We start from the raw sequence: 26,553 nt of genomic DNA, 5'->3' as shown, positions 1-26,553 counted from the left end.
GATCATGTGAACAGGACCGGCACGTCATGCCCGGCCTCCTTGTAAGAAAGAGCCATTCTTGCGCATCGCGCACGCTTGCGCAAGGCGTCGTCGGCCGCGCGGGCCGAAGCGGTGGCCAGGCAGGCCAGGGGCATGAGCAGGTGCTTTTTCATCGGGTCTTTGCGGTCGGGCGCCGCCAGCGGATTCGGCACGATGGTTGGCCACTAGCAGTACTGAGCGTACCGCCGCGGCCGCGTGACTGCTAGCGTGAACCTTGCGCCACCGGGGCGCTTTTTCCAAGGAGATTCAATGTACATCCTTCCAGCCGTTTGCGTGCGCATCTTGTTGCCGCTAATCGTGTGCACGACGTTTGTCCTGCCGGCCGCCGCCGACCAGCTCGTCACCAAGCCGGAGGCCGAGGCGATGGTGAAGAAAACCGTTGCCTACATCAAGACCAACGGCAGGGACAATACCTACGCCGAAATCAACCGCAAGGATGGCCCCTTCACCGACCGCGACCTCTACATCACCATCTACGGCACTGACGGCGTGGTGCGCGCGCACGGCGCCAATCTTAAAATGATCAACCGTAACCTCATGGAAATCAAGGATGTAGACGGCAAGGAATTCGTGCGCGAACGCATCGAGTTGGCCAGGAAAAACGCACCGTTCTGGCAAGAGTACAAGTTCACCAATCCCCTGAGCAAGAAAACCGAACCGAAAGCCATGTACTGCCAACCGTACGAAGACCTGGTCGTGTGCGGCGGGGTCTACATCAAGTAGGCGCGGCAAGGCGGACGCGGCAAATCCATCATGGCGGCATATCGCCGCCGTCAACCACATGGTCTGCGACCGGACAAAATTCCGCTGCTCCAGCGGCCTACCCTGAAAGCGCGCACTGACCGCCTGACTGATCGTTTGATCGCCAGAAACGTGTGCGCGCAGTAGCCGTCAAGCGGTATTCACAGCTGGACTTTTTAAGGGGCAACACCATGAATTCCACAGTCAATCATCATGCACGCACCTTGGCCGTATGCGGAGCGCTCTTCTGCGCGTTCGGCACGGCTCAGGCCAATCCCCCTCCCGAACCGAAAACGCAGTTCGCCGGGAAGGTCACCTCGTCGATCGATCCGAAGAACGGCGATGTAAAAGTGTGCTTCAAAGAAATCGGAGTGAAAAACAAGGCCGTCACGTACACTGCCAAGGCAGAAGTGGTGGCATCGTACGCTTGCCGCAATCCGGGTGGCAACTGCCCTCCGGGCAAGGATACGATCGTCAAGAAAACCGTCGCCACCTCGGCCACGTATGCGCCCGACAAGTACCATACGGTATCCGCCTGCATCACGCTCAAGGTGCCAAAACCGGACAAAAATCCATGCCCGGGCCCAATGGCACTGGTGCTGGAAAGCGTGAGCTGGTCTAACATCAGCATCACTGATGTGACCAACATGATCGGTCCTGTCTCGGCCTATCCGTCGAAGCAGTCGGTCAACTTCGGCTCCTGCCCGGCCCCCAAATAAGCCTGGCGGCAGCGACGCGTTCCTTGCACGCGACGGGAAGCACGCTTCCCGAGCGTGCAGCGGACGCCCGGGCGCCATGCCCCATCGGTGTCGGCGCCCGCCCGGAAGCATGAATTACAATGGCTGATGCATGCAACGTGCCTGCCAACTACCCGGAGCATCTATTCAATTGACAAAACTCAGCCGCGATGCGTTCGCCCTCGCCCTGCGCCATGGGCGCGGCGCCGCAGCCATGCATGTACGAGCGCACGGCCTGGACGGCGTGGACGACCTGGTGCTGGCCGCCTGTCTTGAAAACCAGACCTACGACAGGCAGTGCGAAGGCAGCCGCGCCGCCTGGATATACAGCCTGTTCAAGGGGACGCCGGCGTATCCCCGCTTCGCCGCGGCGATCCTGACGGCGGTGGCGTACAGTACCGATGACGACGATGGCGATCAACAACGCGAGCTGGCCAGCCTGATGGGCCGCGATGGGGACCTTGAAGCAGCCGCCGCCCTGCGCGCTTGCGTGTGGGGGCAGACTTTCTCTGCCGACCGCGTGCTTGGTGCCGGGCCCATCAGGGACCTCGACGGGATTCCCGCCGTCGTCGAGATTGCGCGACGTCTGGGCAAAGTCCTCCAGCAAGATCCCGAGGCATGGGTCGACACACTATACTCCCTGATCGATGACCCGTTCACGTTCGACGAGGTTTTTGCGGAACTCAAGCGTGTCGCGGCCAACGACGAGGCAGTCGCCGCCTATGTGGCCAAGGAGGAAGCAGAAAGGCTTGCCAGTGACAATCGGCCTGACTCGTCGAACGACGACCCGGCCGCAAGCGCAAAACGGCGTGGCGTAGCGTTCATGCGCGACAATCCGCTCGAGACCATCCTCGCGGCCTGCATGAACAAGGCGGGCGGACGGGGGCGATTCCTGCAGTTCGGGCGCTGGGCAAGCGAGGATGACCTGAACCGCATCCTCGACCGACTGCGCATCGAAAGCGAGCCAGAAGCGTGCAAAAAATTGTTATGGGTGTTCAGAAGGAGAGCACTGCCGTGCCTGGACGAACGCGTTTTTGCACTGGCCAGCCACGCTTCGACCGGCGTGCGCAACGCTGCAGCCGTGGCACTGTCCCACACCACCGACCCGCGCATACGGAAACTGGCGCTCGAACGTCTTAATGACCCGGATTTTTCGAGCGACTATTCCGAAGAGCTCAATCTATTCAATAACAATTATCAGAGCGGCGATGAAACGCTGATCCTGGCCGTGCTGGAACGGCAGAGAGTCGACGGCGACGAGGCACACTATCTCGGCACCTGCGCCATCGACGTCTGCAACAGTGCCGGTTCGCCCGCACTGGCCGGCGTTGCCGAATGGGTCTACCGCACCAACCCATGCGCCATTTGCCGCCAGCACGCCGTGGAAAAGCTGCAGGAATGGAAGTGCCTGCCGCCGCACATTGCCACCGAGTGCCGCCATGACGCGCTGGAAGATCTGCGCAATCTCGTGCGCGAGCAGCCCTGAGCAATCCCGCTCAGCGCAATCCTGCATCACGCAGCTGTTGCCGCGAAAAGTGGGCGAGCAAGGCGCCGGCTGCCGCCAGCCCGATTGCGCTGATGACGAGCATGGCAGCCTCGCTGTACGGCCACCAGGCGCGCAGCGACATCGTCAATCCACCCACGGCGACGACAAACAGCATGCGCCCGCGCGCATGCCCGCGCGCCAGGATCGTGGCGCCGCCATACAGGCAAAGAAAGGACAGCACGCTGGTTATCCAGTTGACGTCCGAAACGGCGGCCCCGCGCGCGAGGGAGGCGTAGCGGTGGTGGCTGGCGATCACCGCCAACAGGTGCGTGGCCGCCAGCGCCGCCAATACATAGGCGAGCCGGCGCAGGCGCGGTGTCACGTACCGTGCCGGCAGCGATTCAGGCGGTGCGTACGGGTTTTCCGGTGTCGTCATACTCGCTCATTCAAGGTAGCATGCCGGCGAGCGGACCGCGACAATGGCGCTGACTGGTCCCTGAGCCGACACACATAAAACTTGGCAATGACGTCCTGTACCGACAATAATCGACCGTATGAATATCCAAACATACCGGCACGATGTTATTCGATCATATCATTGAGCGCGGCCGGACAGGCATGCTGCTGCTGGGCAGCCTGCTGGCCGGATGTGCCGTCATCGATCCATCCGCGCGCCTTCAGCAGGCCGACGCACTGGCGCGCACGGCAGGCTGGGAACGCCGCACGCTCCCGGCAGGCGGTTTCGCCCTGGCCAGTTGGAGCCCGGCGACGCAGCGCGCAGCGACGCTGACGGTGTATGTGGAGGGCGACGGGCTGGCGTGGCTGGGCGCAAGCACCGTCTCGCCCGATCCCACGCCGGTGCAGCCGGTGGCGCTGCAACTGGCGCTGCGCCATCCCGGCGGCGCGGTGGCGTATCTGGCGCGGCCGTGCCAGTTCCAGGCAGGCGCCCTGCCCCCCGCCTGCCGCAGCGCGGTATGGACCGATGCCCGCTACAGCGTGCACGTCATCGACAGCATGAACGCCGCGCTCGACCAGCTGAAGCAGCGGGCCGGCGCGCGGCACCTGGTCCTGGTGGGCTATTCCGGCGGCGGCGCCGTGGCCGCCCTGCTGGCCGCGCGTCGCGCCGACGTGGCCCTGCTGCTGACAGTGGCCGCCAACCTGGACACGGCCGCCTGGGCGCGCCTGCAGCACTTGTCGCCGCTGGCGGCCTCGCTCAATCCGGCCGATTACGCCGCGCAGCTGGCGCATGTGCCGCAGCAGCACTGGGTAGGGGCCGATGACGATATCGTGCCGCCGGCCGTGCTGGCGTCGTACGCGGCGCGCTTTCCGGCTGGCGCCAGGCCGCACGTCTCGGTGGTCCCCGGCGTCGGCCATGCGTGCTGCTGGCAGGCCGGCTGGGCGGCCATGGTGGCGCCGCTGCTGCCGTCCGGCGAATGAAGGACGGTTGCGGCACGTCTTCCAGCATTTTCATGCAGGTGACAACGTCGTACCGCCCTGCGTGATCGGCCGCCCACGCCTGGGCGCTGCTGCAGACGTAGCGCATGTCGCCCCCCTGGTCCTGCGCATGCCAGCGGGCGATCTGCGAGGGCTTTTCCACCAGGTCGATGCCGGCAACCTTGGCGCCGTGGCGCGCCATCGATTCGGCAGGATGGCGCAGCAACAGCCGACGTCGAGTACCTGCTTGCCAGCAAGAGCTGAAACAGGAGAGCCGCGCGCTGGCGCGCAAAAGGCGCCCAAGGCGTAAACCGCGCCGCCATGCGCGGCTTTGCGATTTACGGCGTTGCCATTACAATCACAGCACACCCGGACTGGTCCGGCATTTGCCAAGTGGATCTCAATGAGCGACGAACTGGTACGAGGAACGACAAGCCTGTGTTCGACCTGCAAACGCAGCATCGACGCCACCATCTGGCGCAGCGAGGGGCGCATCGTCATGCGCAAGCGCTGCCCGCAGCACGGCTCCGAAGAAGTCATCGTCTCGTCGAACGCCGCCTGGTACGACACAATGATGGACGAACCGCCGGTCCTCACCCCGCCCGCCGGTGCGGCGCCGGCCAGCCAGGGCTGCCCGTTCGACTGCGGCCCCTGTACCAGCCACGAACAGCAGGTACTGCTGCCGATCGTGCCGATTACCTCGGCCTGCAACCTCGATTGCCCGATCTGCTACACGCATAACCGCAACGAAGGCGCGTTTCACATGTCGCAGGACCAGTTGCGCGCCATCCTGGGGCACATGCGGCGCGCCGATCCGAGCAACCGCATGATCAACCTGACCGGCGGCGAACCGACCCAGCACCCGGACTTTGAACGGCTGGTGGAGCTGTGCCACGCCGAAGGCATCAACCGCATCACCATCTCGACCCACGGCCTGCGCTTTCTCAAGGATGAGTGGCTGCTCGAACGCCTGGCCGCGCTGGACGCGCGCATCGTGCTGTCGTTCGACTCGTTCACGCCGGGGACCAACATCGACATGTTGGGCGGTAATTTTTACCAGGCGAAGATGCGGGTACTGGCCCTGCTGGAAAAATACAAGGTCGACACCACCCTGCTGCCGGTGCTCGCGCGCGGCAGCAACGACCATGAAGTGGGCGCCTTCGTGAAGCTCGCGCTGGAAAAGGACTTCATCCGCAGCGTCGAACTGCACACGATGACCTTCACCGGCCAGGGAGGATCGCGCTTCGACCGGCGCGGGCGCTACACCACCTACGACGTGCTGGCCGACCTGGAACAGCAGACCGATGGCGCGCTGCGCATCACCGACTTCGTGCCCTCGCCGTCGAGCCATCCGATGTGCTACCTGATCACCTACATGCTGCGCCTGGACGACGGGCGCTGGCTGCCCTTCACCCGCTTCATGGAGCGCGCCGACCTGCGCGCGCTGCTGACTGGCACCCTGTACCTGGAACCGACGCCGCAGGTGGAACTGCGGCTGCAGGACGTGATCACGCGCCTGTGGGCCGGCGAGATCGATTGCCCCGATAGCGACCTGGTGCTGGCCACGCTCAAGGGCCTGCTGGCGCGCATGTTCGGCCCCGGCCTGTCGACCGAGCAGCGCATGCGCATCGGCGAGCAAAGCTCCAAGGCGATCTACGTCCATTCGCACATGGATGAAGAAACCTTCGACACCGACCGCATTCGCCAGTGCTGCGTGGGTATCCGCGAGCCGGACGGGCGCAACGTACCCTCGTGTGCCTACAACATCCTGTACCGCGACCGCGACACCCGTTTCAGCGCGGCCCCGGGCGCGCCGGTCGCCACCCTCGGCAGCGGCAGGCTGACCGTATCATGAGTGACGAACAGGATATCCTGCGCGCGCTCGACCTGCCCGAGGAAGCCATTCCCCTGTTCCTCGCGCACGCCGCGCGGTTCTGCATCGATCACGGCGGCCGGCGCCACTACGGCGAACTGCTTGCCCTGCTGGCGCGCTATCAGGCCGCGGCAGCACAGGACCAATGAGATACAACGGGTTGCAGCTGGTCATCGGCCTTGCGGTGCGCAAGCTGGACGACCCGATATTGAACCGCTTCCGCGATGCGTTGGTGCTGGGCGCCATCCGCGAAGACGTGATCTACTTGCCTCGCCGGGAAAAAATCTGGGAACACTGGTCGCTCAGCCACTTCTCCGGGCGCTATCTCGGTGGCGGCTTTATCCCGTTCGTGACCGCCAGCGCGCCGGCGAAGGCGCAAGCCTGCTTCGACCGCGCCGTGGCGGCATGGCGCACCGGCCAGCATGCGCGTGCCTTCGTGCAGCTGGGGATGGCCTCGCACCTGGTGATCGACATGGCCTGCCCGGTCCACGCCAGCCGCGTGGCGCACCTGACCGACGGCTACGAGTGGTACGTCGAGGCCAACGGGCCGCACCTGGCGGCGCAGCCGTTCGACGTGCCGCGCCAGTACGGCAGCCCGCGCGACGCCGCCGCCGGCCTGGCCGCATTCACGCGCCGCTTTGCGCCGGACCGCACCAACCATCACTGGGGGCGCCTGCTCAAGCGCCTGGGCCTGCGCCGCTCGCTCACGCGCACCGAGTTCGCGGCCCAGGCAGAACAGATCATCCCCACCGCCGCCGGCCACCTGGCGGCGGTCTACCTGCAATTTATCGAAGCGACACGTCCCCTTTGAAAAAAATCCTGTTCGCCTTTCTGTTCGCGCTGACCGTCTACCTGACCGCGCGCTTCTTCTCGCACGCCAGCGGCTCCAGCCTCGGTGTCGTGCTGGCCCTGATCGGCACCATTCCCCTGCCCCTGTGGCTGGGCCTCGCGGCGCTGACCTGCTTTTTTTACATGCTGGACTGGATACGCCTGCGCAGCATGCTCGCGGTGCTCGGCCACCCGCTGCGTTTCGCGCAAGGCCTACGCCTGACCTGCGTGAGCTACTTCGTCACCAGCCTCACGCCCAGCGCCGAACTGCATACGCCGGCCATGATGTTCATGCTCACGCGCCAGGGAGTGCCACTGCCGCAGGCGCTGGCGGCGTCGGTCAGCAAAAGCATCTACATGACGTTGTGGATTTGCCTGGTGTCGTGCGTCACCCTCACCTTTGGCCACGCCATCCCGCTGCCGGCTGCCTTGCAGATTGGCTTGCCGCTGCTGACCGCACCGCTGCTGGGCATCGCCCTGCTGCTCGCGCTGATGGCGTTTTTTCCGGGGCCGGTGATGCGCTGGACCGAACGGCGCGCCGGAACGATGAAGGCCGGCGGCCTGTCGCAGAAAATCCTGCTCGGTGTCGGCCAGAGCGCGCACGCAATTTCCGCCATCGGCAAATCGAGCGACGTACAGCATCTGGTGTGCCATCTGGCGTCGGTCGTTTTCCTGCTCACCTACGTGGCGATCGGCTGGCTGCTGGCCACCCATTTCGGCTTTACGCTGACCTGGCTGCACGCGCTGACGATTTTCTCGACCAGCCTGATGGTCGCCTACCTGGCGCCGGTACCGGGCGCTATCGGCGTGGCCGAAGTGGCAACCAGCTACATGCTCGATCCGGCGTTGACGCCGCAGGGCATGGCCGTGAGCGTGACCTTGCGGGTTCTGTGCTGGTATCTGGTGGCCGTACCCGGCGCGGCGGTGCTGGCGCGCGAATTCCACCGCGCCGGCGCGTGGAAACTGCCCAAGGTGTTCAGCTAACCGTTTTCGCCAGGTAGCGATTCCACAGCCAGCGGGCCGCGTACAGTTGCGCGAGCATCAGCACCAGGTTCAGCGCCCGCACCGGCCAGCCCCACGGGATGAACGTTACCAACGGGTCCCACGGGCGGAAAGCGAGATTGACGTTCAGGCTCTCGGGCGTGAATGCCTGGCTGAGCGCGATCAGCAACTGGTAGGTCGCCAGCACGGCCCACGGGATCGCGACCGGCATGCGCTCGCCGCGCCACGCCATCGCTCCCAGCACTGGCGCCGACAAATGCAAAAGAAACGAGGCGATCGACGTGTGGCCGCTGGTCGCCACATGCAGCACGTAAGCCGGCAAGGCGATGGCCGCCTGACACAGGAAACCGGTGACGATCAGCGGCGCAAAATCGGCGATCAGTCCGAGCGTCAGCATCGCGTTGGTGACGTGGCACATCCACAGCAGTTCGGGCGCGAGGCCTTCCTGCGTCTTCTGCACCGCCAGGACCGCCAGCAACAGCAGCAGAAAGATGCCGCCGGCGCGCTTCATCCCAGCCCGCCCGTGAGCGGGAACTGGGCGCCGTTCAAATAGGTGTTTTCGAGCGCGAGCCAGCGCAGGCCGCGCGCCGCCTCAGCGCAAGTGCCGGTGCGGCCCAGCGCCGAATAGCGCCGGTACGATTCGCGCAGCTTGGGGTCGAGCGCCGCCGCGATGCCGCCATCGAGCACGCCCACCACCGCGAGGTTGACCAGGATGCCCTTGGGACCGAGTTCCTTGGCCAGCGCCATGGTCAGCCCCCACATGGCAGCCTGGCTGGCAGCGTAATGCGCGGGCGCGGGCACCGGCTGCACGCCGTCCAGGGCAGCCACTAGCACCAGCGCGCCACGCAGGCCGCGCTGTTCCATCTGCTGTGCGCACAGCAGCGCTGCGCGTCCGTGCACGGCATGCACCGCATCCCAGGCAGCTGCCGTCACGACGCCGACCAGCGCAATCGGCGCCACGCCGGCGCAATGAACCACCACGTCGGGCAGGCGGGCGTCGCGCGCGAGCGAATCGAACAGCGCTTGAACCGCATCGGCCTGCAAGAAATCGGCGGCGTAGGCCGCGAAACCGAGTTCGTCGCCGAGGGCGGCGGCAGCCTGCGCGCCGCGGCAGTAGGTAAATACGGCGTCCGCGCCGCTGCGCTTCAACTCGCGCAGCAGGGCCGAACCCAGGGCGCCGCTGCCGCCCAGTACGAGTACGCGCTTCATTGAAGGTCCCACAGGAAGTCGAGCGCGTCGCGCAGCGCATGCACGCACGCCAGCAGTTCGTCGTCGGATATCGTGAACGATGGCTGCACGCGCAGCACCTGCCACGCGTGGCCGCAGATCTGCGTGATGTAGCCGGCCTTGTAAAGCCGGTGCACGAGCAGCATGCCGATGGCCGGCTGCGAGGCCAGTTCGGGCACGCCCAGGTAGTCGAACTGGTAGCACGGATGATCAGGGGCGTCGAGCTCGATACCCAGCATCAGGCCTTCGCCATGGATGGCCTTGACCAGCGGCGACGGCGCCACCCATTCGTCGAGGGCGTCGCGCAGCAGGCGGCCCTTGCGCCGCACCTCGGCCAGCATCGTGGCGTCCAGCAGGTCGAGCGCCGCCAGCTCGGCTACGCAGGCCAGCGCATTGCCGCTGAAGGTGGAGGCGTGCGCCTCGGCCAGTGCAAATTTGCCGTACACGCCATCGAAAATCGCACGGCGGGTCAGCATCACCGACAGCGGCATCAGGCCACCGCCCAGGGCCTTGCCGAGTGTGACCACGTCGGGCCGGCGTGGCCAGTTTTCGCTCGACAAAAAGCGCCCGGTGCGTCCCAGGCCGGTCTGGATTTCGTCGGCCACCAGCAGCACTCCCCGCTCGCCCGTACCATGGCACAAGCGGGCCAGATACGCCGCATCGGGCAGGCGCACGCCGGCTTCGACCTGAATCGGTTCGAGTACGATGGCGGCCAGCGAGGGATCGGCCAGAGCGGCTTCCAGCGCCTGCATGTCGCCGAACGGCAGCGCATCGACCATCGGCAGGTGCGGTCCGAAGATGTCGCGGTACGGGCCGGCCTGCATCATCGCCACGCTGCCGAAGGTACAGCCGTGGTAGGCGCCCTGGATGCAGGCGATGCGCGGCCTGCCGGTGGCGCCGCGTGCCAGCTTGAGCGCAGCTTCGACCGCCTCGGTGCCGCCGCTGGCGAAAAACGCCGCGTCGTAACCAGTGCGTTCATGCAGGCGGCTGGCCAGCAAACCGGCGTACGGGCTGATACCGGACGGGTAGAACGATGGCGCGCTGCCGTTGAGAAAAGTAATCAGCGCGGCCTCGATGGCCGGCGGACGATGGCCGAAGGCTTGCGTACCCCAGCCGGCCAGCAGGTCGGTGTACGGCTTGCCCTCGGTGTCGATCAGGCGCCCGTTCGCCACGCGTTCGAGCAGGTAAGGCTCGCTGCTCAACTTCGCGCGCATCGACACGAGCGGATTGACGAAAGCGCGAAAATCATCGTAGCCCTGATGCAGAAGCGGGTCCATTACAAGCCTCCGTCGAAGGTCAGGCGCGCGCCGCTCATGAAGCTGTTTTCGTCCGACACCAGCCAGGTGACGAAAGCGGCGGTTTCTTCCAAGGTGGCGGTACGCCCCAGCGGGCAGTGCGTAGTGTAGTCGTCCAGCCGGTACTGGGGCGCCTGCTGGCCCATGCCGGCTTCGAGCAGGCCGGCCGACAGGTCGTTGACGGCGATGCCGTAGCGCCCTACTTCCTTGGCCAGCGCGCGGGTAAACCCCTGCAGGCCAGCCTTGGCGGCGGCGTAATGCACGGGCGACTCGACGATCCGTTCGCCGGCAATCGATCCGATATTGAGAATGTGGCCCTTCTTTGCCCTCAACATGGGCCGCAGCGCGGCGCGCGAGAAGATGTACGCACCTTTGAGGCAGGTATCGAGCACCAGGTCCCAGTCGTCTTCTTCCAGCAAGGCGATCGGCAGCACCTGCATCACGCCGGCGTTGTTGACAAGGATATCGAGCCCCTCCCATTCGGCGACGATGGCGTTGACGGTGCTCCTGGCGTGCGCCGCATCGGTGACCGATCCCTTGAACACCAGCGGCTCGGCGCCCAGATCGCGCAGCATGGCGCGGGTGACTTCGACCTGTTCGTCGTCCTTGACATAGGTGAACGCGACGCGCGCGCCGGCGGCGGCGAAGGCCAGGCAGATGGCGCGGCCCAGGTTGCGCGAGCCGCCCGTCACCAGGCAGCGTTTTCCAGCCAGCCGCAACGGCGGCGCGAAAGCATCGGGGTCGATCACAGGGTGGTCCGTTTCATGGTTCATTGGGAGCGCATGCGCGTGGAAAGGTCCGTTAGCGAGCGCAGGGTGGAGCCCTGCCCCAGCGCCTGTGTGAAGCCGCGGCACAGGGTCCAGCAATCCTGGCAGCGCGCCACCGAATCGAGTCCCTGCATGCGGGTAACGATCTGCGCCAGCGGCTCGTCACGCACATTGCCGACCACCGAGTCGATTCGTTCGATGCAGGGCGATACGTTACCGAGGTGGTCGATGTTAAAGGACTGCTCGCCGGCGTGGCAGGCCGGCATGGGGCCGCGTTCGACGAAGGCATCCATGCGTTCGAGGTAATCGCGGAAGGTACGCAAATGGGGATAGCGCTGCCACAGGTCGAGCATTCGGGCGCTGAGCGAGGTATCCGGGAGCTGGTCCTCCTCGCTCTTGCTGCGCCTGAACCCGTCGGTCGAGAGCAAGGTGACGCAGTGGCCGACGCCGCGCGCCGCGCTCATTTGCAGCAGTTTTTCCACATCGTCCTGGTTTTCCTTCATCAGGATCGTCATCACGTGTACCTGCTTGCCGCCATGGGGCGCATGCGCCAGCAGGGTGTCCACGGCACGCCAGGCTTGCTCGAACGCGCCGTCCAGCCTTCGTTTCTGGTCGTGGCGCGCGGCGTCGCCAAAGTCGATCGACACGCCGACCTGCGCCACGCCGGCCGCGAACAGTCCCGCCGCTTTGGCGTCGTCGACAAACCAGCCGTTGGTGTACAGGACCGGCGCATGGCGTTCGCCAAAAGCGCGCACGATCTCGATGATGTCCGGGCGCAGCAACGGCTCGCCACCTTCGACCGACACCAGAAACGTGCCGATCCGCGCCAGTTCGGCCGCCACGCGCTGGTAGTCGGCCACTGTCAGTTCAAGGCGCGGAGCGACGCCGTTGGGCCAGAAGCCGCAGAACGAGCAGCGCATATTGCAGCGGTTGGTGACCTGCACCAGCACCTGGAACGGCTGCTTGCGCAAGATGCCGCCCATGAACCGCAGGTCGCGGCTGGTGCGGGCGACCAGGCCCGGCCCTTTCAGAATCGCCATCCATCCCTCCATTGCGCGCCCGCGCGGCGCGTCACGTCCGCCACGATGGGCGCGATGCCCCTGTACTCGTCGAGAATCGTGCCGACCGCCTCCACCACCGAGTCGATTTCCTCCTCGCCGATGGTCAGCGGCGGTTCGAGCCGCAGCACGTTCCAGCGCGACGACGCCGGCTGCGCCAGGAAGCCCGCCTCCAGCAGCCTGACCGCGACCCACTGGCCGAACATGCCTTCGGAGACCTTGTCCACCAACGACGGCGCCAGCTTGTCGAGCCAGGAGCTGCCGGTCGGCCCGAACTCGATCCCGACCAGCAGTCCGCGCCCGCGCACTTCCTTGACCAGCGGGTGCCCGCGCAGGCGCTCGCGCAGGCCGTCCAGCAGGCGCGCGCCGCGCAGGGCACCGCGCGCGACCAGATCCTCGTCGTCGATCAGCTCCAGTGTCTTCAGGGCAGCGGCGCAGGCCAGCGCGTTGCCCTGATAGGTGGAACTGTGCAGATCGAAGCGCCCCGCGCCACCGTATGCCTTGTCGAACAACGCGCGCGACGTCACCGCCACCGAAATGGCGGCCAGCCCGCCAGAGAGCGCCTTGGCGAGGCACAGCACATCGGGCACGACGCCCTCGGCTTCGTGCGCGAACAAGGTGCCGGTGCGGCCAAGGCCGGTCTGGATTTCGTCGAGGACGAGCAAGGTGCCGCGCGCGCGGCACAGCTCCTGCGCGGCCCGCAAATAGCCCGGCGGCGGCAGGATCACGCCACCTTCCGCCTGCAGCGGTTCGACCAGGAACGCAGCAGGCTTGTGCGCCTTGAGGGCGCGTTCCAGCGCCTCCAGGTCGCCGAAAGGAATGCGGTGGCAGCCGGCCAGCAGCGGTTCGAAAGGCTGGCGCAGGCGCTCGGCGCCCATCACCGACAAGGTGCCGAGCGTGGTGCCATGAAAGCCGCCGTCGCACGATACAAAGTCGTTGCGGCCGGTGGCGGCGCGCGCCAGCTTGAGGCCCGCTTCCACCGCCTCGGCTCCGCTGCTGGCGAACAGACTGATTTCCAGCGGCGCGGAGAGCCGTTTCGCGAGCGCCTCGGCCAGCGCGGCCGCGCCGGCGGCTGGCCCGGTGTGGCAGAAGTGCAGCACCTGATCGTCCAGCAGCTGGTGCAGGCGCGCGATCAGCGCCGGGTGATTGTGGCCCAGGTTGACCGAGCCGAAACCGGCCAGGCAGTCCAGGTAGCGCCGTCCCTCGCTGTCCCACAGCCAGACATCGCTGGCGCGCGTGAACACGCGCCCGTAGCCGAGCACGCCCAGCAACTGGATGAAGGACGGATTGATGTATTTCGCGTAGGTTTGCGAGACAGGATGTTCGCTCTGTTTCATGCCGCCTCCAGTCCGAGTTCGGCGCGCAGGCGCGCATCCGACGATGGCCGCCAGATCTTCTGATCGAGCCAGAAGTGGTGGCAGAACAGGCCCCAGTACAGCGCCAGGAACACCTGGGCGGATGCCGATCCTGGCGCCGCACCCACCGGAGCCCCGCCGCGCGCCACGTTCAAGGCGACGTACAGCAGCGACGCGGCCAACATGAGGGCATACACCCGTCGCGCCGCCATGCCGGAGCGCGCGCGCCGGCGCTCGGTGGCGACGACGATGCCGATGTACTGCAAGCCGTGCAAGGTTCCGCCGACGATGGTCGCGGCCATGAACACCTGTTCGGTCGTGAGCGGATTGGCCAGCAGCGGCTCGCGCATGCCAACCGCGAACAGCGAGAACAGGGTCGTTCCCACGGCGACCACGAGACCGAAAATTCCTGGCAGGACCGCGCTGCCGCCGCGCCAGCGCCGCACCAGCAGCACGGCCCACAGCACCATGGCCGCCACCAGCAGCGCGGCCAGCGCGGCAATCGCGTACGTACCCCACGATACGCGCGCCGCCAGGTCGACGTTGGCAGGATGCGCCAGCGCGAGCAGGCCGAAGGCCACCCACAGGATGCCGTGCAGCAGAAGCTTGTCGGCCTTGCGGGCGGCGGCATCGGCGTCGCCAAGGCGCTGGTACACCGACAAGATGCCGTGGTGCTGGCGCACACCGTGATGGAAGGACCACAGCGCCACGGCGCCGAGGAATAGCAAAAAAGGTTCGGGACGGCCGCTGATCCACGATGCCGCCAGCAAAACGGGACCGGGCAGCAGCCAGGCAAGGCTGGTCCACAGCAGGCGCCCACGCTCGCGCCGGAAATCGGCGTCGAGGTAGGTGCGCTGCCAGGTGGCCAGCAGGTGCGGACCCTCCACCAGCCAGATCCAGGCGAACCACATGGGCAGCACGGTGCCTGGTGCGGCCAGCATCAGCAAGCCCGCCATCAGCGCGACGACGCCACTGCCGAAAAAGAAGCAGGCATCGAATACCGGGCCGCCGATCCAGCGTGTCATCGGATCAGGCGACGTTGCTGCTGCGCTGTGCGAGTTTGCCGACCACCAGGTGCACAAACGTCTGCACGGTGAACAGGCTGAGAATCTGGCCCGGATGCAGGCCCGGTTTGATCTGGTCTGCCACTTCCGGCATCAGTTCGCGCAGGCGCGCCAGGCCCGCGTCCGAAATCACGCCGCCGGGCGCGAACTCGTCGTCGGACATGTCGCCGCGCGCGGCCCGCTCCAGTTCGCCGCGCGTGACCTGGATGCCATAGGTGCGTTCGAGCTTGAACACAATATCGAGAAAATCGAGCGACTCGGCACCCAGTTCGCCGATCAGGCTGACCGTCGGCGGCACGTCGCTGGCGGGAATGGCCAGCGATTCGGCCACGATGGCGCGCACGGTGTCTTCGATTTCCTGGGGAGTTGTGGTGGTCATTTAATTGGATTCCTCGTCGGTATATTCGTCGTCAAACCAGCGGGCCACGCGGCCCAGCGGTTTGCGCGGTTTTTGTTCGGGTACAGGGCCGGCCGGGTAGCCCAGCGCAATCGCGCCGACCATCTGCCACGGCGCGGCGATGCCGAGCAGCGCACAAATGCGTTCGCGCGCGATCATCGGCCCCGCCATCCAGCATCCGCCAAGGCCGCTGGCGTGGGCCTGCAGCAGGAGGTTCATGACGGCGGCGCTGGTGGAGCAAAGTTCGGCCTGCATGGCGCCAGCCGTGTGGTACGCGGACGGATCGGCGCCGCCGGAGGCGAGCAGGTTGGCGATCAGGTCGGGGAATTCGCGGTACTGCGGAATGATGATCACGGCGGCGCTCATCAACGGTTCGTGGAAAAAGTCGCCATAACTGCCGAAGTCCTCGGCATGGTGGCCGCGCGCGATCACCGCCTTCATCTCGTCGGCGCGTTCGCGCACGGCGTCGACAATGCTGGCACGCAGGCTGCGCGAACGCACCACCGCGAACTGCCACGGCTGGCGGTTGCTGGCCGATGGCGCGCTGGTCGCGGCCAGGAGCAGGCGCTCGATCGTTTCGCGCCCGACCGGGCGGTCGGTGAATTCGCGCGTGCTGCGCCGCGAGAGAAACCAGTCCAGGGTGGTCTGTTCGTTCATTCCGCCTTGAATCCTCCATCGACGTTCCACACCTGGGCGGTGACGTAGCTGGCGTCGTCGCTGCACAGGAAGGCCACGACGGCAGCCACTTCGCGCGCGCTGCCAACGCGTTTGAGCAGGATGCGCTTGTTCAGTTCTTCCGGGGCGAGGGCGCGAATGTCGCGCGTCATGTCGGTGTCGATCACACCCGGCGCCACCGCGTTGACGCGAATGCCGCGCGGCGCCAGTTCGACCGCGAGCGCCTTGGTAAAAGCTTCGACGGCGCCTTTGGAGGCGGCGTAGTTGCTCTGGCCCCGGCCGGGACGCGTTGCAGCCACCGACGACATGTTGACGATCACGCCGCGCCGGCGCGACACCATGCGCCGCGACGCCTGGCGGCAGCAATTGACGACACCCGAAATATTCACCGAAAAAATGTCATCGAAGTCGGCCGGCTCGCTGGCGCCGAGCAGCGTATCGCGCAGCACCCCGGCGTTGCAGACGAGGACATCGAGCTGGCCGAATTTGCTGTCGATGTCGGCGAACAGCGCATCGACCTGCGCCGCGTTCGAGACGTCGGCGCGCGCGAGCATGCATTCGCCGCCGATTAACGCAACCTGTTCGGCGATGTCGGCGGCGGCGGCATCGTCGTTGCGGTAATTGAGGATGACGGTGAATCCCTTGCGCGCCAGTTCGAGCACAATGGCCGCGCCGATGCCGCGCGAGCCGCCGGTGACAAGCGCGGTTTTCATGGCAGCTCCACGCGGACGATGCCGGCCAGGCCAGGTGCGCTGGCGGACAGGCCGATGGCGGAACGACGAATCGAGGTCCCGGCCCGCAGGACCGGGCGCAATGGTCCGGGCGCGGCGTCGCGCACGCCGGCGAGCGGCGGCATGCACTGGCGTTGCAGCAACTCGGCCAACGCGATGGCTTGAACAACTGAAGTGGCGGCGCCAATTTGTCCCATGGCGCTCATGATACAACAGAGGGGCGCATCGGCACCGGTGATATCGGCCACCGCGCGGCGCTCCCGCGCATCGAAACCTGGCAGCGCCAGGCCGCAGCCATCGACCGCATCGCCCGGCCGGGCCAGCGCGCGCGCAAGTCGCGCCAGCAGCGCCGGCCGAGGTTCGCCTTTTTCGCCATCGGCGCCGTCCAGCGCCTGAATGAGCGCGCGGCCCTCCCCGACCCTCTGCAATACCAGCGCGGCGGCAGCTTCGCCGGGAACGAAGCCCTGTGCGGCCATGTCGTATGGAGCGGCCAGCCCTGCCATCCCGTGCGGCGTGGACGAACCGCGTGCGGCCAGTTCGACCAGCGTTTCCGGCTCGACCAGGCTGTCGTAGCCGACCACGAGCGCCACATCGACAGCACCCGCGGCCAGCGCGCGGATTGCGCCGGCCAGCGCCTGCGCGCCCGCATTGGCGCCGCCATAGGTCGCACCTTCGCCGCGCGCACCCAGCTCCTGCGCGGCGATGGCGTGCGCATTGTTCGACAGGTGCTGCAGGATCCAGAACGGATGGAGCAGAGCGAGGCCACGATTCCATGCCCCCTCACCATCGGAGCGCTGGTGCTCGAACGCCGGCATCAGGTCGTCCCAGTGGGCGCGCAGGCCGCCGTAACCGAAGAACAGCCCTACCCTGTCGCTGCCGGTCACGCCGGCGTCCGCCATCGCCTCGGCCGCCACTTCGACCGCGTACAAGCCCATACGGCGCAGGAAGCGTGCATGGCGCGACGGTGCCGGCGGCGCGGCGATGGTGGCGGCCAGGGTGCAGGCGTAGCTGCGCGCGTCGAAGCGCGCATTTGGCTGCGCCGCGCGCTCGCCGGCCAGCAGGTGCTCGACCACCTCGTCGATGCTTGACCCGAGCGGCGTGCGCCATGCGCGGCCGGTCAAAGCCGCCTTCATGCCGGCCTCCCGAGGATCAGGGATACGTTCTGGCCGCCGAAGCCGAATGAATTACTGAGTACCGCGTCGACGCTCGCCGCGCGCGGCACACGGATCACGTCCACCTCGCATTGCGGGTCCAGGTCGCGGTGGTTGGCCGTTCCCGGCAGCAGATTGCGCTCGAACGCAAGCAGGCAGGCCGCCGCTTCGATCGCGCCCGATGCCGCCATCAGGTGGCCGATTGCGCCCTTGACCGAGCTGACGGGGACCGCGCCGGGGCCGAATACGGCGGCGATGGCGCGCGCTTCAGCCACGTCGTTGAGCGGCGTGCCGGTGCCATGGGCGTTGATATAGCCGATGTCGCGTGGCGCGAGCTGCGCGCGCCTGAGTGCGAGCTCCATTGCCCGCTGCGCGGCCGCACCGTCCGGACGCGGCGCCGTGACCCGGTACGCATCCTGGGTGCTGCCGTGACCAAGTACCCTGGCCAATACGCGCGCACCTCGGCTGGCTGCACGCTGCTCCGATTCGATGACGAACATGGCGGCGCCCTCGCCGATTACCAAGCCATCGCGGCGCAGGTCGAACGGGCGGCAGGCGTCGCTGTCGTTGCGCGGCGACGGTGCACCGAGGCGCGACATGCCTCCCAGTCCGAACGGGTTGACCATCGAATCGGCGCCGCCGCACAGGACGATGGACGCGGAGCCGCGCTCGATCAGCGATGCCGCCTGGGCGATGGCCAGCCCCCCTGCGGCGCACGCCGAGGCGTTAACGATGGTCTGGCCGTACAGGCCAAGCACGTCGCCGACCAGGCGCGCACCAAGGTCGACGTCGGACCGGAAGCGAATGCCGGTGTGCCCGCCGACCGACCAATCGATGGCCTGGCCGCTGAACATGGGGCCGAAATCGTCGAGGAACGCCTGTTCGAGGCCGAGCGCCATCACCATCGATGCTTCGTCGTCGCCCTGCCCGCAGCCAGCCATGCGCCATGCTTCGATGGCGGCCAGCAGCGCGAACATGCATTTGCGGTCGCGCCATGCGCCTGCGCGTTCGTACCCGTCGAGCACAGTTTCCGCATCACCCAGGTCGCCGAGATGCGCGCGCAGCCAGTCACGCCCGATGGCGCCGCCGGCCACTTCGCATGCGACCCGGGTATCGAACGCTGCGGCGTCGAACGAGCGGATCGGGGCGATGCAACTGCGCCCATCGGCCAGGCCGTCGAACAGCGCCGGCACGCCGACCCCGAATGCGCTGACGGCGCCCACGCCCGTGATGACTGCGCGCGTCATGCCGCGCTCCCGAAACGTGCGACACCAAGGCCGCCGTCGATGCCGCTGCTGATAACGATGGCGCGCCGGCAGCGGCCCGTTCTGATCAGGTCGAGCGCCACGCACCAGGCCAGCGCCGGCGCAGCCGCCAGCGCGTCGCCGAGACACAGGCCGACGTCGAGCGCATCGTGGTTGCCAAGGCGGGTGCGCGCCTCGCTGCCCCATGGCGCGAGCACGATGAGGGTGTCGTCGGGCGCTTCATTGAGCAGCAAGTCCGCATTGCGCTCCCAGGCGCGCGCGCTGTGGAAGCTGACGGCATCGAGTGTCGCCAGCGCGCCGTCGGCGGACGCGGACAAGGCCAGCAAGCCGGCGCCTTCCGCCGGAACGAAGCCGCGCGCGGGATAACCGGCGGCGTCGAGCTGGGTCCAGGTGACCGGATGCAGGGCCGAATCCGCGCCACCGGCCAGCGCCGTGTCGCATTCGCCGGACTGCACCAGCCAGTGTGCTTCCGCCAGTGCCGCCACCGTACCGGTACCGCGGGAATAGAAGGCGCCGTTGGGGCCACCGGTGCCGTTCAGGATCGCGCCGTGGCACAAGGTGAAGTTGTTCATCAGCTGGAACGCGAACAAGGGATTGCAGGCGGCCAGGCCCGCACCGCCGAAACGCTCCAGCGAAAATTCGTGATCGACGATGCTGGCCGCCAGCATGCGCGTCAACTCAATCATGGCGCAGCCGGATGCGCCGACACCAAGGTACAACGCCGCCTGCTCGCGCTGTGTCGCAGGCCAGCGCGCATCGTCCAGCGCGAGACGCAGGGCGACGGCGGCCAGCCGAGCAGGATGCGCCATCAGCTTGCGCGCACGTGCATCGACATCGATATCGGCTGGTATCGCAGGCACTTCGGCCGCCATCACAGGGCCGTGGGTCGCTGAAAGCTGGCTGCCGGGCGCAAAACCGTTACGGCCGCCGATGACGGCGCCAGCCAGTTCGCGCCAGTCGAAGCCGAATGCGCTGACAGCCGCCGCGCCGGAGACGAACACCTGCCTCACGCGCAGCGCCTCGCCACCAGGCTGCAATTGGCGCCGCCGAAGGCAAAGGCGTTGACCAAGGCGACGTTTACAACCCTGCGGATCGCGCTGCCCATCACATGCGGCAGCGCGCATGCCGGATCGGGTTCGTTCAGGTTCGCGGTCGGCAGCACGATGCCCTGATCCAGCGCCGCGTGTGCGCACAGGAAGCCGAGCGCGCCGGCACCGGCGATCCAATGGCCGAGCGCCCCTTTTACCGAGCTGACATGGGCAGTGTCGAGACTCGCGCCAAGCACGCGCCGCAACGCCAGTGCTTCCACCGCATCGTTGAGTGGCGTCGACGTGCCGTGCGCCTGGATGTAGTCGACCGTCTCCAGGCCGGCGGCGGCGAGCGCGGTACGCATGGCGCGCGCGGCGCCGTCGCCCTGCGGGTCGGGCGCGGTGAGGTGATGGGCGTCGAGGCTGCGGCCTTCGCCGGCCAGTTCGACCGATGCGTCGCCGCGTTCGCGCGACAACACCACCATGGCGGCCCCCTCGCCGACCACAAAGCCGTCGCGCCGCAGGTCGAACGGGCACGAGACGCCGCGCGCACTGAGCGCGCCGACCTTGCCGAAGCCGGCCAGCATCATCGGGTCGACATCGGCGCCGACGCCGCCGCACACGGCCACGTCGCATACGCCGAGCCGGATCGCCCGCGCCGCTTCGGCAATCGCGCTCGCGCCGGACGCGCAGGCCAGCGAGATCGTTACGGCCGGGCCGTGGGCGCCGTATTCGAGGGCGAGCGCCGACGTGACGGCGGCCGGCGAGATGATGGAGGCGTCGAAGTCGGCCACCAGCGCGGCGGCCTTGACGCCGAATTGCGCATGATCGAAGCGCGCGCCGCCGCCGGCGCCAAGGGTCAGTTCATGCAAGGTGGCGAACGGCGCGCGACCCGATTCGGCGCCGAGGAAGATGCCAAGACGGTCGGGAGCCACATCCAGCCCGGCGGCCTGCCACGCTTCGCGCGCGGCTACCCGGGCCAGCGCAAGGCGGCGCTCGCCGGTGTGGGTAAAATTGTGGATTTCGGCACCGGCCGTGGAGGGAAAGCCCGTCACGTCGAAGCCGGCTACCTGCTTGACGGCGCTGCGCCCGGCCGCCAGCGCCTGCAGCGAGGCGGGCCAGTTCGCGCCTAATGCCGTGATGGCGCCGACGCCACGCACGAACACCCGCACCTGTGTCATGGCTCTTCGGCCGAGCCGGTGAGCCAGATATTGAGCACCTCGCGGCGCCGCGCCAGCAGTTTTGGATTGGTCACGCGGGCAAAGGCGAAGGCCAGTTCGGCCTCGGCGACCAGTTTGCCATCCACGCGCGCCAGTGCACGCACCTGGCCGCCGTCTTCATGCACCACGATGCCGTGGCATTCGAGTTCCATCTTGTCGCCGGCGCGCACCTGGTGACGGAACTTGGCGCGGTCCACCGTGACCAGCAGCGCATGCAGGTCATGGCGGCCTTGCTCGCGCATGCTCGCTTCGACCAGCACGCCTCCCAGCTGCGCCATCGATTCAATGATCATCGCGCCGGGCATGACGGGATGGCCGGGGAAATGGTCGGCGAAAATGTCGTCCGACAGCGACACACATTTGACTCCCAAAGCCAGTTGCGGCGGCTGAAGCGCCGTAATTCTATCGAGAAGTATGTATCGCATCCGCCCTGACCTTTGCCCTTGTCGATTGCCGCCGGCAGCCCTCAACGGCCACTCAACACATGCAATTCAGGTTAGGATATCCTAAAGTTAACGCCGAACACCAGTAGATCATCGTTGAAAGGTTCAAATGGAATGTACTAGCTGCGACACGAGCACCGTGCGCAAGGATCGCGAGCACACCTTCTTCATGCACGAGATGGCGATCTGCGGCGGCTGCTCGACGCCGATCGAAGCGCGCGTGGTGCTGCGCGACGATGGCGTGGTACGCCTGATCCACTGCACCCAGTGCGGCCCGTCCGAACAGATCGTGTCCGATGATGCCAAGGCGTGGGTGGCGCTCTTTCTCGCGCGCGGCCAGGTCGATCCGGCGAAACAAGGCGACCATTATTTCAAGCATACGACGTCGACCTGTCCGGGGTGCCTGGCGCTGCTGCCGGCCGATGTGGTGATCCGCGACGGCAAGGTCTATTTTGTGAAAAATTGCGCAAAGTGCGGCCCGTCCGAGGCGCTGGTGTCGGAAGACGCGGCCTACTACGTGGACGCCTACTCATACGCGCGCGCCGGCACCGAACCGCTGGTGTTCGCAACCGAAGTGGAGAAAGGCTGCCCGACCGATTGCGGCACCTGCGGCGACCATGAACAGCATACCTGCCTGCCGATCATCGAGATCACCGACTACTGCAACCTCGAATGCCCGGTTTGCATCGTCAATAACACCAATGCGTATCACCTGTCGAACGAGGCGTTCACGCGCATGATCGACACCCTGGTGCGCAACGAGGGCCAGGTCGAGTCGATTGCGCTGTCGGGCGGCGAGCCGACCAGCCACCCGCGCCTGATGGAACTGATCGCGATTGCCACGCGCGAGGAAATCGGCCGCATCGTGATCATCACGAACGGCTTGCGCCTCGGGCGCGACCGCGCCTTTGCCGAAAAAATCAAGGCCAGCGGCGCCTACGTTGCGCTGCAGTTCGACGGTTTTACGGCCGACACCCACGAAAAAATCCGCGGGCGCGACCTGTGCGACGAAAAGAGCGCCGCGCTCAAGATGCTCAAGGATCTGAATATTCCGACCCAGCTGATTTTCGTCGCCGCGCGCGGCGTCAACGAGCACCAGATCGGCCAGGTGGTGGAGATGTTCCTGTCGGAGGACCATTTCCTGTCGCTGAACTTCCAGCCGGTGGCCTTTACCGGCGCCGGTGGCGGGCAGTTCGCGCACGATCCGATGGACCGGCTGACGATTCCCGGCGTGATCAAGGCGATCGAGGAGCAGACCAACGGCAAGCTGAAAGTGAGCGACTTCGCGCCGCTGCCCTGCTCCCACCCGCAGTGCGTGTCGCTCAGCTACCTGCTGCGCATGAACGACGGCACCCACATTCCGTTCGGGCGCTTTGTCGACTTCCGCACGCACGGTACCTTGCTGCGTTCCTCGGCCACCCTGGGCGCCTCGCCCGAAATTCACGACGCGATGAGCGATGTGGTGCACGATGTGTTCGCGCGCCAGGATGAAATCGAGCGCTCGGCCGACATTCTGGCCGCGCTGCGCCGTACGATCGATGTGATGTTCCCGAACCGGCCGGTCAGCGCCAAGGAAGCGATTCATCTGGGCGAGCAGCAGGCCAAGTCGATCTTCTTGCACCACTACATGGACCGCCACGACTTCGACCTCGAACGCTTGCGCAAGTGCTGCCACCATTACCCTCAGGTGGACGGGCGCATCATGCCGGCCTGCGGCTTCAACATGTTCCACCGGGGCGCGGCCAAGGGGCCTGAAACCGAACTGGCGGCGTGGGGCAAGAAGCCATGGACGACGGACGCACCGGTGCAGATCGTGCAGTTCCACCGTACCGACACACGCCAGGCGCTGACCGGGATCGGGGTCGACGACACGCCGGCGCGCGCGCCGCATTCGATCGGCCTTGGCGGCGGCAAACCAGTGGTGCTCAAATAATGGGAATGCTGGACGGACGGACCGCACTGGTCACCGGCGGCTCGCGCGGACTGGGACGCGCGCTGTGCATGGCACTGGCGCGCGAAGGCGCCAATGTCGCATTCAACTATACGCGCTCGGTGGCGGAGGCCGAAGCCGTGCTGGCGGCGCTGAAGGCGCTTGGTGTGAAGGCGTGGACGTTCCAGGTGTCGGTGCTGGACAAGGCTGGCCTGCAAGGGATGGTGCGCGCCATCGAGCAGGATGCGGGGGCGATCGATATCCTGATCAACAACGCCGGCATCGGCCAGGTGGTGCCGCTCGCGCTGATGGAGGAAGAGGATTGGGACCGGATGATGAATACCAACGTCAAGGGCGCTTTTTTGACGACACAGGCGGTGCTGCGCGGGATGATCCATCAAAAGCGCGGGCGCATTCTGAATATCAGTTCCCTGGCGGGCGTGAAGATGATGCAGGCGCCGGTGCACTACAGCGCGGCCAAGGCGGCGCTCAAGGGCATGACGGAGGCGCTGGCGAAGGAAGTGGGCCGCTACGGCATCACGGTCAACTGCCTGGCGCCGGGCGTGCTCGATGAAGGGGTGAGCGGCAATGTGCCGGCGGCGAAAATGAGCGAGTACCTGCGCCACTGCGCGCTGGGCCGGCTGGGGACGGTGGACGAGGTGGCGGAGGCGGCGGCGTTCTTTGTCTCCGACAAGAACAGCTACATGAGCGGGGCGACCGTGGTGATCGACGGTGCGGTTTGAGAGCCGCTGTATTGCTCGTCTCCACATATGCAACCGCCGCGGCGCACTCCCAACAAGCGCCGCCGGCGGTCGTGGAAGTTAACGCCAGCCGCGACAGCTACGATGCGCGGCGCGACGATACGGCGGGCAAGATCGTCGTCAGCCGCGATGACATGGTGCGCCATGGCGACGCCAGCGTGCTCGATACGCTCAAGCGCGTGCCCGGCGTGACGGTCAGCGGGGGCAATGCGCAGATGCGCGGCCTCGGCGCCGGCTACACGCAAATTCTTCTCAACGGCGAACGCACGCCATCCGGCTTTTCGCTGGACTCGCTCTCGCCCGAATCGGTGGAGCGCATCGAGGTTGTGCGCGCGGCTACCGCCGACAACAGCACGCGCGCCATCGCCGGCACCATCAACGTGATCCTCAAGCGCGCCGCATCGACGGCGCAGCGCGACTGGAAAGCCGGCGCCGGCGCATCGAGCGGCATGGCCGAGGGCAAGGCGAGCCTGAACCTGTCCGACCGCGCGGGTGCGTTCTCGTATTCGTTCGCGGCCAATGCATCGCGCAATACCTTTCGCCGTCCGGTGACGACCGTCGAAACGGGCGGCGATGCTGAAGGCCGTCCCCTATACGAACATCAGCTGCGCGGCGGCGACGTGGGCAATTTCAATACCTTGAACCTGGCGCCGCGCCTGAACTGGGAACTCGACAACGGCGATGTCCTGAGCTGGCAATCGTTTATCTATGCGAACCGCCTGCATTACGACTCGCGCTACGCGACCACGTATGTGTCGGGCGCCCCGCATGTCGATCCGCTCACCGGCAGCGTCACCGCGGCGACGCGGCGCACTATCCGCAGCGACGTGGTGTGGGCACGCAAGCTGGGCGACAGTGCCAGGCTCGAATCGCGGATCGGTATCGATGCGGGTAATTACGCGACCGCCCTGGCCCAATCGTCGCAGGCGGCGTCCGGCGCAGCGACCCTGGACTGCTTTGCCGATGGACTGTCGCGCGACCGCGCCCTGCGCAGCAGCGGCAAGTACAGCGCCGCAATGGTCGGTGTATCTCGGCGCGCGCTGGGAAGGCATCGGCATCCGCAGCGGCGGCAGCGGCCTGGCCGAGGTACGCAACGACAGTCGTGTACTCAGTCCGATCCTGCACACCTTGTACAAACTGCCCGGCGGCGGTGGCGACCAGGTGCGCATGGCGTTCACGCGCACGTTCAAGGCGCCCGACGCGGCCAGGCTGATTGCGCGCCCGGCCCTGACCATCAATAACAGCGCGTCGAATCCCGACAGCACCGGCAATCCCGACCTGCGCCCGGAACTGGCGCTCGGCATCGATGCCGCATACGAGCATCACTGGGCCAAGGGCGCGCTGTTCTCGGTATCCGCCGCGGCACGCCGCATCGAGGACTGCGCCGTGCAGGCGCTGAACCTGACGGGTGGACGCTGGGCGCTGCGCCCGGAAAATGGCGGACGGTGCGAGGTGCGCACCCTGGAAGTGGAAACCCGCTTTCCGCTGCAATCGGTCGCACCGGCCGCGCCGCCGCTCGACCTGCGCCTGTCGCCCAGCCGCAACTGGTCCAAGGTGGACCGGGTGCCGGGGCCGGACAACCGGCTGGCCGAGCAAGTACCCTTGTCGGCCACGGCGGGGATCGATTACAAGGCCGGTGCGCTCACCACCGGCGCCTCGTTCGTGTACGGCGGCGGGGGCCATGTGCGCCTGTCGCAGGATCAATTTACATGTGCTTCCGCCCGGCGCGATCTGGAAATGTATGGCTTGTGGAAATTCGACAGCCTGCTTCAATTGAGAGTGAGCGTTGCCAATGCGTTGCGGCATGACTGGATCAGCGACCGCCGTTACGCGGGCGTGGCCGGCAGCCAGGCCACGCGCTCCACGCAGCCGGGCAAGACCTGGGTGCGTGCGATGCTGGAGGCGCGCTTCTGAGGCAGTTGCCGCTTCGATCCAGGGGCTGGCGTGTGCCTGCCGCAAGCTCCTGTTGCTTTAAGCTGAATCAAGCTCGCTGCTCTTCCCGACGGACTTGCCAGCGCGGGGATTCTCTTATCATTTGCTGACACA

General features: G+C 66.6%; 28 protein-coding genes and 2 pseudogenes. 12 read left to right on the top strand and 18 right to left on the bottom strand.

What is annotated here, in order from left to right; genetic code table 11:
- Positions 1-2 precede the first annotated feature (2 nt).
- Positions 3-191, bottom strand: coding sequence for a hypothetical protein (locus IV454_RS20250; RefSeq protein ID WP_206087545.1), 189 nt, complete (start codon positions 189-191; stop codon positions 3-5).
- A gap of 97 nt (positions 192-288) precedes the next feature.
- On the opposite strand from IV454_RS20250, the gene IV454_RS20245 reads away from it, so the two are divergent.
- From IV454_RS20245 to IV454_RS20235, 3 genes are all read left to right on the top strand, one after another.
- The gene (locus tag IV454_RS20245; RefSeq protein WP_206087544.1) at positions 289-762 is read left to right on the top strand and encodes a cache domain-containing protein; all 474 of its coding nucleotides are present in this window, start codon (positions 289-291) and stop codon (positions 760-762) included.
- A 209-nt stretch (positions 763-971) separates the two neighbouring features.
- Positions 972-1,499, top strand: a complete 528-nt coding sequence (locus IV454_RS20240) for a hypothetical protein (RefSeq protein WP_206087543.1) — start codon at positions 972-974, stop codon at positions 1,497-1,499.
- Between the two features lie 169 nt (positions 1,500-1,668).
- Positions 1,669-3,003: a hypothetical protein gene (locus tag IV454_RS20235; protein WP_206087542.1), complete on the top strand. Its 1,335-nt coding sequence runs from the start codon at positions 1,669-1,671 to the stop codon at positions 3,001-3,003.
- A 10-nt stretch (positions 3,004-3,013) separates the two neighbouring features.
- Here the strand turns inward: IV454_RS20235 and IV454_RS20230 are convergent, their stop codons facing one another.
- Positions 3,014-3,439 carry a hypothetical protein gene (locus tag IV454_RS20230; protein ID WP_206087541.1) on the bottom strand — a complete coding sequence of 142 codons (426 nt, stop codon included), beginning with the start codon at positions 3,437-3,439 and terminating at the stop codon, positions 3,014-3,016.
- Positions 3,440-3,582: 143 nt separating this feature from the next.
- Between IV454_RS20230 and IV454_RS20225 the strand changes: the two genes are divergently transcribed.
- The gene (locus IV454_RS20225) at positions 3,583-4,440 is read left to right on the top strand and encodes an alpha/beta hydrolase (RefSeq protein ID WP_206087540.1); all 858 of its coding nucleotides are present in this window, start codon (positions 3,583-3,585) and stop codon (positions 4,438-4,440) included.
- 13 nt (positions 4,441-4,453) lie between these two features.
- On the opposite strand, the pseudogene IV454_RS33590 reads toward IV454_RS20225, so the two are convergent.
- Positions 4,454-4,639 (bottom strand): annotated as a pseudogene (locus IV454_RS33590) (methyltransferase domain-containing protein); the annotation flags it as partial.
- Positions 4,640-4,840: 201 nt separating this feature from the next.
- On the opposite strand from IV454_RS33590, the gene IV454_RS20220 reads away from it, so the two are divergent.
- Genes IV454_RS20220 through IV454_RS20205 form a run of 4 tightly spaced genes read left to right on the top strand, consistent with a single transcriptional unit; the run spans position 4,841 to position 8,122 of the window.
- Positions 4,841-6,292: a radical SAM protein gene (locus IV454_RS20220; RefSeq protein ID WP_206087539.1), complete on the top strand. Its 1,452-nt coding sequence runs from the start codon at positions 4,841-4,843 to the stop codon at positions 6,290-6,292.
- The gene (locus IV454_RS20215) at positions 6,289-6,459 is read left to right on the top strand and encodes a hypothetical protein (RefSeq protein ID WP_206087538.1); all 171 of its coding nucleotides are present in this window, start codon (positions 6,289-6,291) and stop codon (positions 6,457-6,459) included. Before IV454_RS20220 ends, IV454_RS20215 begins: the two co-directional genes overlap by 4 nt.
- Positions 6,456-7,121, top strand: a complete 666-nt coding sequence (locus IV454_RS20210; RefSeq protein ID WP_206087537.1) for a phospholipase C/P1 nuclease family protein — start codon at positions 6,456-6,458, stop codon at positions 7,119-7,121. Before IV454_RS20215 ends, IV454_RS20210 begins: the two co-directional genes overlap by 4 nt.
- A complete protein-coding gene (locus IV454_RS20205) occupies positions 7,118-8,122 on the top strand; it encodes a lysylphosphatidylglycerol synthase transmembrane domain-containing protein (RefSeq protein ID WP_206087536.1) in 1,005 nt (334 codons plus the stop codon). Before IV454_RS20210 ends, IV454_RS20205 begins: the two co-directional genes overlap by 4 nt.
- Here the strand turns inward: IV454_RS20205 and IV454_RS20200 are convergent.
- From IV454_RS20200 to fabZ, 15 genes are read right to left on the bottom strand one after another with little or no spacing between them, the layout of a single operon-like run.
- Complete coding sequence (locus IV454_RS20200; protein WP_206087535.1) at positions 8,115-8,651, bottom strand: hypothetical protein; 537 nt, start codon at positions 8,649-8,651, stop codon at positions 8,115-8,117. The two genes, IV454_RS20205 and IV454_RS20200, sit on opposite strands and share 8 nt — an antisense overlap.
- Positions 8,648-9,349 carry an SDR family NAD(P)-dependent oxidoreductase gene (locus IV454_RS20195; protein ID WP_206087534.1) on the bottom strand — a complete coding sequence of 234 codons (702 nt, stop codon included), beginning with the start codon at positions 9,347-9,349 and terminating at the stop codon, positions 8,648-8,650. The genes IV454_RS20200 and IV454_RS20195 overlap by 4 nt, the downstream gene beginning before the upstream one ends.
- On the bottom strand, positions 9,346-10,644 hold the full coding sequence (locus IV454_RS20190) for an aspartate aminotransferase family protein (protein WP_206087533.1): 1,299 nt from the start codon (positions 10,642-10,644) through the stop codon (positions 9,346-9,348). The genes IV454_RS20195 and IV454_RS20190 overlap by 4 nt, the downstream gene beginning before the upstream one ends.
- On the bottom strand, positions 10,644-11,435 hold the full coding sequence (locus tag IV454_RS20185) for an SDR family NAD(P)-dependent oxidoreductase (RefSeq protein WP_206087532.1): 792 nt from the start codon (positions 11,433-11,435) through the stop codon (positions 10,644-10,646). The genes IV454_RS20190 and IV454_RS20185 overlap by 1 nt, the downstream gene beginning before the upstream one ends.
- Entirely contained in the window at positions 11,432-12,469 is a 1,038-nt protein-coding gene (locus IV454_RS20180; protein ID WP_206087531.1) for a radical SAM/SPASM domain-containing protein, read from the bottom strand. Before IV454_RS20180 ends, IV454_RS20185 begins: the two co-directional genes overlap by 4 nt.
- Entirely contained in the window at positions 12,457-13,824 is a 1,368-nt protein-coding gene (locus IV454_RS20175; protein WP_206087530.1) for an aspartate aminotransferase family protein, read from the bottom strand. The genes IV454_RS20180 and IV454_RS20175 overlap by 13 nt, the downstream gene beginning before the upstream one ends.
- Positions 13,821-14,867, bottom strand: coding sequence for a hypothetical protein (locus IV454_RS20170; RefSeq protein ID WP_206087529.1), 1,047 nt, complete (start codon positions 14,865-14,867; stop codon positions 13,821-13,823). The genes IV454_RS20175 and IV454_RS20170 overlap by 4 nt, the downstream gene beginning before the upstream one ends.
- 4 nt (positions 14,868-14,871) lie before the next feature.
- The gene (locus tag IV454_RS20165; protein WP_206087528.1) at positions 14,872-15,285 is read right to left on the bottom strand and encodes an acyl carrier protein; all 414 of its coding nucleotides are present in this window, start codon (positions 15,283-15,285) and stop codon (positions 14,872-14,874) included.
- Entirely contained in the window at positions 15,286-15,960 is a 675-nt protein-coding gene (locus tag IV454_RS20160) for a nitroreductase family protein (RefSeq protein WP_206087527.1), read from the bottom strand. It lies immediately after the preceding gene.
- Positions 15,957-16,691, bottom strand: coding sequence for an SDR family NAD(P)-dependent oxidoreductase (locus IV454_RS20155; protein ID WP_206087526.1), 735 nt, complete (start codon positions 16,689-16,691; stop codon positions 15,957-15,959). Before IV454_RS20155 ends, IV454_RS20160 begins: the two co-directional genes overlap by 4 nt.
- Positions 16,688-17,842, bottom strand: coding sequence for a beta-ketoacyl synthase N-terminal-like domain-containing protein (locus tag IV454_RS20150; protein WP_206087525.1), 1,155 nt, complete (start codon positions 17,840-17,842; stop codon positions 16,688-16,690). The genes IV454_RS20155 and IV454_RS20150 overlap by 4 nt, the downstream gene beginning before the upstream one ends.
- A complete protein-coding gene (locus tag IV454_RS20145) occupies positions 17,839-19,107 on the bottom strand; it encodes a beta-ketoacyl-[acyl-carrier-protein] synthase family protein (protein WP_206087524.1) in 1,269 nt (422 codons plus the stop codon). Before IV454_RS20145 ends, IV454_RS20150 begins: the two co-directional genes overlap by 4 nt.
- Complete coding sequence (locus IV454_RS20140; RefSeq protein WP_206087523.1) at positions 19,104-20,135, bottom strand: beta-ketoacyl synthase N-terminal-like domain-containing protein; 1,032 nt, start codon at positions 20,133-20,135, stop codon at positions 19,104-19,106. The genes IV454_RS20145 and IV454_RS20140 overlap by 4 nt, the downstream gene beginning before the upstream one ends.
- Entirely contained in the window at positions 20,132-21,334 is a 1,203-nt protein-coding gene (locus tag IV454_RS20135) for a beta-ketoacyl-[acyl-carrier-protein] synthase family protein (protein ID WP_206087522.1), read from the bottom strand. The genes IV454_RS20140 and IV454_RS20135 overlap by 4 nt, the downstream gene beginning before the upstream one ends.
- Positions 21,331-21,798, bottom strand: a complete 468-nt coding sequence (fabZ, locus tag IV454_RS20130; RefSeq protein WP_206087521.1) for a 3-hydroxyacyl-ACP dehydratase FabZ — start codon at positions 21,796-21,798, stop codon at positions 21,331-21,333. The genes IV454_RS20135 and fabZ overlap by 4 nt, the downstream gene beginning before the upstream one ends.
- A 127-nt stretch (positions 21,799-21,925) precedes the next feature.
- On the opposite strand from fabZ, the gene IV454_RS20125 reads away from it, so the two are divergent.
- The 4 genes and pseudogenes from IV454_RS20125 to IV454_RS20110 all read left to right on the top strand — a co-directional run bounded on the left by IV454_RS20125 (position 21,926) and on the right by IV454_RS20110 (position 26,421).
- The gene (locus IV454_RS20125) at positions 21,926-23,749 is read left to right on the top strand and encodes a radical SAM protein (protein WP_206087520.1); all 1,824 of its coding nucleotides are present in this window, start codon (positions 21,926-21,928) and stop codon (positions 23,747-23,749) included.
- Entirely contained in the window at positions 23,749-24,489 is a 741-nt protein-coding gene (locus IV454_RS20120) for an SDR family NAD(P)-dependent oxidoreductase (RefSeq protein WP_206087519.1), read from the top strand. The genes IV454_RS20125 and IV454_RS20120 overlap by 1 nt, the downstream gene beginning before the upstream one ends.
- A gap of 71 nt (positions 24,490-24,560) precedes the next feature.
- Positions 24,561-24,869 (top strand): annotated as a pseudogene (locus IV454_RS33350) (TonB-dependent receptor plug domain-containing protein); the annotation flags it as partial.
- A 346-nt stretch (positions 24,870-25,215) separates the two neighbouring features.
- Positions 25,216-26,421: a TonB-dependent receptor domain-containing protein gene (locus tag IV454_RS20110; protein WP_307730105.1), complete on the top strand. Its 1,206-nt coding sequence runs from the start codon at positions 25,216-25,218 to the stop codon at positions 26,419-26,421.
- Positions 26,422-26,553 lie beyond the last annotated feature (132 nt).

The organism is Massilia antarctica, assembly GCF_015689335.1.
GTDB classification, from domain to species: Bacteria; Pseudomonadota; Gammaproteobacteria; order Burkholderiales; family Burkholderiaceae_D; genus Telluria_A; species Telluria_A antarctica.
Note: the sequence above shows the minus strand (reverse complement) of the source record. Positions and strands in the feature narration are given on the sequence as shown.